Genomic DNA, 7900 nt, shown 5'->3' on the forward strand with positions numbered 1-7900 from the left:
TGAATGGAAACGGTCGGCGCGTTCGCGGACTGTCAGGCCGCGTTTGTCCCTCGCTTCGGCCACAGTGCGTCGGACCATAGCCGGATGATGTCGAAAGCAACGCCGAGCATCGTCCAGAATATCACATGACCCGCGAGCGAGGATGTCCTGAAATTGTAGAGGGTTTCCGCCGGAAAGCCTTCGGGAACCTCGTTCACCGCAGGAAGGATCTGCATCATGACCGCTACGATGCCGGCGTAGATGCATACGGCTGCGAGCGACGCGTACCACCCGCCGATCTTAGGCCACAGCTTCGTGGCGGCCATGATGGATAGCGTGGCCGACAAGACGGAAGCCGCGACCATCAGGAAGTATAACTGCGTCCGCGCGCCGATAGTGTCGCCGCTTCCGACCGCAGGCGGGTTAGCCGGATATTTCAGAGCAGGCACGACGATCAGAGCCACCAGTCCGACAATGGCGATCAGCATAGCGGTGCTGCGCGGGCTCAGCACGCCGAGACGTTTGTTCGCGAAGGCATAGGCAATGGCAAACAGTCCGCCGATCGCCACGCCGTAGACGAGGACACCGGTAAGAAGGCCCAGTCCCGCCTGGACGGAACGGCTGACGAGTTCGGGTTCGGCGGCCATCCCGGCCGCCGTACTATGTTGCTCCTCGATCGCGATCGCGTGATCGACCCACGGTTCGCCGTAGGACTTGAAAAAGGCAAAGGCAAAGATGGCGGCGATGACACCAGCCAACATTCCTCTTACGAGCAGTTTTCCGACCATCGCCGTATCTCCTTTATAATATCAGTGGCAGGGGAAGCCGAGAAGGTGACGGGCGTCGTGGACGTACTCGTGGACGTAATTGCTCGAGACGAGTGACATCGCGCCTTCCTCGACGCCGACGAAGTAGATCGAGAGGAGCATCAACATTCCTCCAAAAACCGCCCAGGGCAGTACCTGCCCGAGGGGAATCGCGTCGGCGGCGTGAGAGCTCTGTACGTTCGGATTGATAACGGCAGACATTTCATTCTCCTTGTTTCGAGACCAAAAACGAAAAACGCCCCACGCAGGCCATCCCCGAGGGATGAATGCAGTGAGGCGCTTATTGCCAGAAATGTTTTCAGCTATATTGCTGAAATTAGAGCCTACATCGACACCATGGATTGTCAAGAGACTAATTCTGCGAATTCTGGATTAAAAATTCGCTGCCGGAATTGCCGCCAATACGCTTAATTACTAGACTTATTGCATAGAATTTAGGCTATTCGTCCCAGCCACACGAGAGAATACGCCAACAATGCTTTCCTAACCGTGGATCGTACTCGGATCGATGAACAGCCTAAGCCGATCCACATAACGCCCTCCACCGACGTGTGACCGGAGGATTTCCGAGACATCGTCTTCGGTTTCGAAGCGATACCAGACGCCTTCGGGGTAAATCACCATCACCGGACCATGTTCGCAGACGTTCATACATCCGGCGTGGTTTATCCGGATCCGCCTCATTCCCAAGGTCATCGCGAGGCGACACATGTAATCGCACAGCTGCCGTCCCCGTTTGGCTCCGCACGATCCCCTCCAGTGAGTAGCTGGCCGTTCGTTCGTGCAGCAGAAGACATGGACCTGGTAGACCGGTTCGCCGGTGTCCACGCTGCTGGCAGTCGATCCCGATACGAGGGTCATCGCCGCACCCTATCCCGCCACACAGCGCGCGAACCCGTCGGCGAATGCCTCGCGATCGAGGTTTCTCCCTATTACGACGAACTGCGACACGCGTGGCTCGTCGTCGGTCCACGGGCGATCCATGCGCATCGTTGTCAGCATCCGGACACTCTGGAAGACGACACGCTCCTTGAATCCCTTGGCGTAGAAGATGCCCTTTGTCCGGTAGAGGTCCTGCCCGCGCGTCTGAGCGACTTCGTTCAGCCAGAGGGAGAAGCGATTGAGATCGATGGGCCGCGTTTCCTCGAGGATGAAAGACCCGACCGCCGGATCGTGTTCGTGCTCGTGGTCGTCGAGGAAGCCCGGATCGACGTCGAGCTTCTGCACGAGGTCGAACGCGCCTACGTTGATGACGTGTCCCAGATCGATCTCGGCGTTCGCCGTGAAATGGATACGCGCGAGCGGGTTGATCCTGCGTACCGTAGCTTCCGCGCTTTTCACCTGTTCCGGCGAGGCGACGTCGATCTTGTTCACCAGCACCACGTCGCTGAACGCCACCTGTTCGACGGCCTCGGGGCTTTGGTTGAGATTTGTCTCCAGATTGACCGCGTCGACCATTGTCACGAACGCGTCGAGGCGAATGCGGCTTTTCACGTCGTCGGCGACGAAGAACGTGGAAGCGACCGGAGCGGGATCGGCAAGCCCGGTCGTCTCGATCAGGATACCCTCGAGTTCGCCCGCGCGTTCCTGAAGCCTTTCGAGCGTCTCGATCAAATCCCCCCTCACTGTGCAGCAGAGACAACCGTTGTTGAACTCGACGAGTTCCGCCTGCTCGTCCCTGATGACCAGCTGGCCGTCGATACTGATCTCGCCGAACTCGTTTACGATAACGGCGATCTTCTTGCCGTGGTTCTCGTGAAGAATCCTGTTCACGAGGGTTGTTTTCCCGGACCCGAGGAAACCCGTAATAACGGTTGCCGGGATGCGGTCGTTGGTTTGAGTTGCGGTTGACATGTGAACCTTTCTGGCTTTGGCGACGCCGGCTATGGCAGTCGCTGCGTCTCGATCAAATTTCTTCTTTCATTGTCGTGGGCTGGTTAACCATCTCGCCAGCCGTCGTGCCGCCGCGTATCTTGGCTAACGGGGCGTCGAACTCGTCTTCCCATCCGTGGGCCGGTCGTCCGCCCCTGAGCCAGCGCCGCTGCCGCAGCGCGATCCGGACGCATTCGATTTCCGTCCGGGTCGGTGGGCCGGAATGTTCGAGGAGAGACCCGAACACCTCGTTCGACTTGCCGTCTTCGAGCGCTCGCTCCACGCGTCTCTTGAGCTTGACGAGTTCCGGAACGCCATGTTCGTCAAGGATAACCTGAAACGAGAAGTGAGCTGCTCCCCACGCTCCCGGTTCGGCCTGCCGGGGATTGGGAGGAAAGGCATAGCCGACCGGTACCAGGCCCTCCGGGATAGGGAGGGTTCGGGAATGGGTATCCGTGGTACCGAAGAGCTGCGAAAGGAAATGGCGACGTCGACGATCCCCGGTCTCGATCCGCCCGACGGCCGTATCGAAAATCCAGATGCAGTCTTCGATCTCGACGAGGTCGGCATCGAGTACGGAGCCGTGCAAACGATTACGCAAATCCGGCAGAGCACCCTTGTCCGCCCTCAGGCGGATATCCGCGTAGGGACTTCCGGCAACGATGTCGAGGACGGTCCGCGTTCGATGGGCGGCAAAGATCGCGTGACGGTCCAGACAGTCCTCCGCGGGACGCCCCGGCGCGGACATCCGCGCGTGTTCTTCAGGCAGGCATATGGCGATGCCACAGTTCCAGCCCTCAGGGTCGGAACTCAGTGTTTCGAACGCCACGAGGCGCAGGTGATCGTGCCACCGTAGCGATATGCTGGAGCTTTCCGTCGCCGCGCTGACACGGTCGTCCGTAACATCGACAAAAATGCGCGCCTCGCGGGGAAACTGGCCGACCGCGCCGAAAGCGCCCAGACTGAGTTCGAAATTCGGATCGACAACCATCCTCGCCAGTAACGGAAAGCCCGACTTGATGATCGCGATGTCCGAGGTGGTTTGACTATCGGCCATTGTAGCTCTCAACGCGAAACACGGCGGCTGGCCCGGAACAGTGGCATTGCGCCGACCAACAGGAGAAGACCGAAAGCCCCTCCTGCGGTCGCATAGGTTTGCCGGGGTACGAGTAACCGATCCGTGTAGAAGAGATCGGCGCTGCTCTTGCACAGCACGAACGACGGCGAGGCCGCCCGCTCGACGTCGATCGCCTGCCTTATCGCTACCGCCTCGGCGCTGGCCAAAGGCATCTGTTCCATGTGATCGAGGAGTGCCAAAGCCGACGCTAGGTAGGCGTGTGAACACGCGTTGAAGTCGCTCTCCTCGTCCGTCAGCGCCCCCGGGATCATACCCCACAGGCAGTAGGTGTACTGGATTTTCGAGAAGTTCATGAGCCGTCGCATCCGCTCGTCCGTCTTCACCTGCCGTTCCGCCAGCGAAATGATGTCAGGGCGGAATTTGGAAAGCAGCTCCATGTCCGAATGCGCGATAGAGGCGATCTCGATCCCTTTCGGCGTCCCTGCTCCGTCCGAAGATCTCATCGAGTGCGCGTGCGCGTTCGATGAGATCGAGGAAAGCGCACATATCGCCAGAGACGTGACGATCGTGAAAACCGAATTCCGACTGTTCAAAGGCATCGCGATCTCCTCGCTTTAAAAACGAAAAACGCCTCACGCAATGCGTCCCCGAAGGACGGATGCAGTGAGGCGCTTATTGCCGAAATTTCAACTCAGCTACGTTGCTGAGCAGAAGCTTACGCTCGAAAGCGTTGTTGTCAACGACGTCGTATCGACCTCAGTTCAGGAGGTCGAACGACTCCACGACGGCCTTGGCGATTACGCCGATCGTCACTCTCCGTTCCATTGCCTGACTACGCAGGAAATTATAGGCGTCGTCCTCGCCGAGACTCTTTGTGCGCATCACGATCGACTTCGCTTTCTCGACCACTCGCATTGTCCTCAGGTTCTCGTCGAGCTTCTCGATCCGTCCCCGCAGCCGTTGTTCGTAGAGGAAGTGCTCCCTGGCCATCGCCAGCGCTCCGATCGTCGAACGTGCGGTCGGCGGGTAGTGGATCATGCCGTGGGCGGCGCAGTTGTTGATAAGTTTGAGATTGAGCGTGTCCTGGCCGCGATCGACCAGGATCAACGTTGTTGACGGTTCGCCCGGAAGCCATGGAATGCGGCGTGGAAGGTCTTCCATCAGGGTGCAATAAACGACGTCGTAGTTCTCGGGCAGCTGCACGGGCACGGGCCAGATATGACGCACCGTGCAGCGCAGGCGCTGCAGCTCGCGCATGAGCCGCTCTCCCTCGCTGTCCAGCTCGACGATAAGGGCGACGTTCAGGTTCTGCACGGCCTTGTACTGGTTGTTGGGTGCCGACTGCTCGTTGCGAACCGCTCCCTGAGGCGGAGAGGCGAGACGTCGCTCGTGAAGTACTTCTATTCTCGACATTCAACCCCTCCCACTAAACTGCAGCGGCCGCGACGGTGCAACGCCCGCTTCCTATGAGGAAGGGGTCTGCTTTCACTGTCGTCCTCGATTCGAACAGGATATCGAACTGGCCGTTTCGGTTGGCGCGACCCACCCGCGACCACAGGTCGGCATGCGCCCAGTTCGGGTTGATCGACACGGCCCCCTGAGGCGCTTCGAACTCCGACCCCATAACCATAGCCCTTAGAACGGGGGTTTCGAGAGAGTTCGCGCGCTCGAGGGTCTTGGCGAAGACGTTGACCTGGAAATAGGAGGATTCCAGGCACATGTTCGTCGGGGCGTCGTCGCCGTACCGCTTCTGGTAACTCTTGACGAACTCGCTGTTCTGGTTGTTGCCGACACCCTGGAAATACGGAGCGGCGGTCAGATGGCCCTCACCGACGTCGTGACCCATCGCGGCGATTTCCGCCTCGCATGTCGTGAGACTGGCGATCGGCATTTTCTTCGGATCGAAACCCTTGTCGGAGTAAGCTTGGTAGAGGAACACGGTCCCGTCTCCCACGACCGTCGAGAAGATGACGTCGGGTTTCGTGAGCTTGATCTCCTGCATGATCGGCTCGAACTCCAGCCGCGACGCCCCGAGGCGCACGTAACGCTCGCCGACAACGCTTCCTCCGCTCCGCGCCACCATTTCACGCATGATACGGTTGGATTCCCGCGGATAGATGTAGTCGGAACCGATGAAGAAGAAGCGGTCGCCATACAGCTTCATAAGCAGACTACAGAGCTGCATGCTGTTCTGGTTGGGGGTCGCACCGGTATAGATCACATTGGGCGAAAACTCGAACCCCTCGTAAAGCGTCGGATACCACAGCAGCCCGTTCAGCCGTTCGACGACGGGAAGCACCGACTTCCGGCTCGCTGACGTGTAGCAGCCGAAAATCGTGCTGACCTCGTCAACCACCATCAGCCGCTTCGCGAGCTGTCCGTAAGAACGCGTGTCCGAGCCCGGATCATAGATTACGGGCTCAAGCGGACGACCGTTTATGCCGCCGCTGTCGTTGATCTGGTCTATAGCCAGCAATGTTCCACGGAGCTGCGTTTCCTCGATAACGGACATGAAACCCGTCCGGGAAAACAGCACTCCAACACGCCATGGCTCCGAAGTATCGGTCGGTTTTATCAATGTAGTTGCTCCCGGTTTGAAGCATTCCCCAGTGCGGCTTTTCGCCTGCTGATTAGTCATCACGAATGGACTGGCAAGAACTCCGAAAACGCAAAAACCTCCAGCTTCCTTCGTGACCAAGGATGCTTGGAGGCTTTTTTGCCGTCATATTTTTACACGGCTCCGATGCCGCGAATTCACAATTCCTTCATATACCATACGTCTACACGGCATCGTCCGTCAATAGCGGGCTCGCCCGGAGACCGGGTCAGGCTCGCAGCGCGTTCATCGCGACCGCGACAGCGTGTCGTTCTCCACACCCCATTGCGCCATTGCCTCCAGGATGGGCATCAAAGTTCTTCCCTTTGAAGAAAAGCTGGATTCGACATGGGGCGGGACTTTTTCATGTACCGCCCTGTCGATGACGCCGTTAGCCTCGAGTTCGCGTAGATGTTGCGCTAGCATCTGACGCGTCGCGCTCGGAATGACGCGGCAAAGCGCGTTGAATCGTTGGCGACCATCCCGAAGATGGTAGAGGATCAGCGGCTTCCATCTTCTGCACCGGCTGATCGATGGCAAGACCACCGACGATCCCGACATCGACACGCCACATGCCCTGACATTGCTGCGTGAACCCAAGGCAAACGTGGAGCGCTATGATGGCCTGCGCGTCCGGATAGCAGGAGGCCGCAATGCGTCATGAAGAAGATCGTCCGGGAACTGCATGTGTCGCGCAACACGGTCCGCAAGATATTGCGGTCCAATGAGACCGACTTCTCCTATGAGCGAGAACGGCAACCTTTACCGAAGACCGGCATCTGGAAGGCTGAGATCGAACGCTTTCTGGCCGCCAACGAGGGCAAGCCTTCTCGGGAGCAGCTTACTCTGATCCGGATTTACGAGGAGCTTCGGGGTCTTGGTTATGAACGGGATAGACTGATCGATTGCGCGGTAGTAGTCGAAGCTTGCCTTGAGCGCGCCAGGAACCCGGCGGAGGGTCTCGATATAGAACTCCTTGCCGTAGGCAGGATACTTCTCCGCAGACCCCGACTTCGTGTCGAACTGGTAGCCGAAATAAAGGTCCTCGCGACCTTCGACGAGGCGTTCGTTGACACCGAGCGCGCGGTTGAAGTTGAAGTGCCACAGGAAGTCGCTGACCCAGCGGTCGTCACTGAGCAGCGGAGGCGACGGCGACAGACCGGGGACGATGGCTTCGCCGAGAGCGATGCGCTCGATGCGATCCGGGCGGTCGGCCGCCATCACGTATCCGATCCACAGACCGACGTCATGGCCGACCATCGAAAACTTCTCGTGACCGAGCGCGTCCATGAGTGAGAACATGTCGGCGGACAAGGTGTCGGCATCGTAGCCGTCGGACGGCTTTTCGGACAGACCGACACCGCGGGGATCGACGGCGATGCCCGTGAAATGCTGGCTGAGCGGAAGCATGAGGTAGCGCCAGGCAAACCAGTTCTGCGGCCACCCACCGAGCAGCAGCAGTGCGGGCGGCATCGTAAAGTTAACTTCAGCGAAGCAAAAGCGTGACGCCCGCCACGTGCACTGCTCATGCGCGAGCGATCTTCGCCC

7 protein-coding genes and 2 pseudogenes are annotated in these 7900 nt (G+C 59.0%); 1 reads left to right on the forward strand and 8 read right to left on the reverse strand.

From position 1 onward, the window contains the following. Positions 1 to 32: 32 nt before the first annotated feature. The 7 genes from P7F60_RS29330 to P7F60_RS29360 all read right to left on the reverse strand — a co-directional run bounded on the left by P7F60_RS29330 (position 33) and on the right by P7F60_RS29360 (position 6334). Entirely contained in the window at positions 33 to 767 is a 735-nt protein-coding gene (locus P7F60_RS29330; RefSeq protein WP_148657852.1) for a CbtA family protein, read from the reverse strand. Positions 768 to 788: 21 nt separating this feature from the next. Further along, entirely contained in the window at positions 789 to 1007 is a 219-nt protein-coding gene (locus P7F60_RS29335) for a CbtB-domain containing protein (protein ID WP_148657851.1), read from the reverse strand. 669 nt (positions 1008 to 1676) lie between these two features. Continuing rightward, the gene (locus P7F60_RS29340) at positions 1677 to 2660 is read right to left on the reverse strand and encodes a GTP-binding protein (RefSeq protein ID WP_277921075.1); all 984 of its coding nucleotides are present in this window, start codon (positions 2658 to 2660) and stop codon (positions 1677 to 1679) included. A 52-nt stretch (positions 2661 to 2712) separates the two neighbouring features. Then, complete coding sequence (locus tag P7F60_RS29345) at positions 2713 to 3735, reverse strand: hypothetical protein (protein WP_277921076.1); 1023 nt, start codon at positions 3733 to 3735, stop codon at positions 2713 to 2715. Positions 3736 to 3743: 8 nt separating this feature from the next. After that, entirely contained in the window at positions 3744 to 4355 is a 612-nt protein-coding gene (locus tag P7F60_RS29350) for a hypothetical protein (RefSeq protein ID WP_259030781.1), read from the reverse strand. Positions 4356 to 4512: 157 nt separating this feature from the next. Continuing rightward, positions 4513 to 5169, reverse strand: coding sequence for an ANTAR domain-containing protein (locus P7F60_RS29355; RefSeq protein WP_277921077.1), 657 nt, complete (start codon positions 5167 to 5169; stop codon positions 4513 to 4515). A gap of 13 nt (positions 5170 to 5182) precedes the next feature. Beyond that, positions 5183 to 6334, reverse strand: a complete 1152-nt coding sequence (locus P7F60_RS29360; protein ID WP_277921078.1) for a transporter substrate-binding domain-containing protein — start codon at positions 6332 to 6334, stop codon at positions 5183 to 5185. Positions 6335 to 7012: 678 nt separating this feature from the next. Between P7F60_RS29360 and P7F60_RS29365 the strand changes: the two are divergent. After that, positions 7013 to 7240 (forward strand): annotated as a pseudogene (locus tag P7F60_RS29365) (IS21 family transposase); the annotation flags it as partial. On the opposite strand, the pseudogene P7F60_RS29370 reads toward P7F60_RS29365, so the two are convergent. After that, positions 7241 to 7825 (reverse strand): annotated as a pseudogene (locus P7F60_RS29370) (alpha/beta fold hydrolase); the annotation flags it as partial. Positions 7826 to 7900: the final 75 nt, after the last annotated feature.

The organism is Rhizobium sp. YJ-22 (assembly GCF_029601685.1).
Lineage (GTDB): Bacteria > Pseudomonadota > Alphaproteobacteria > Rhizobiales > Rhizobiaceae > Metarhizobium.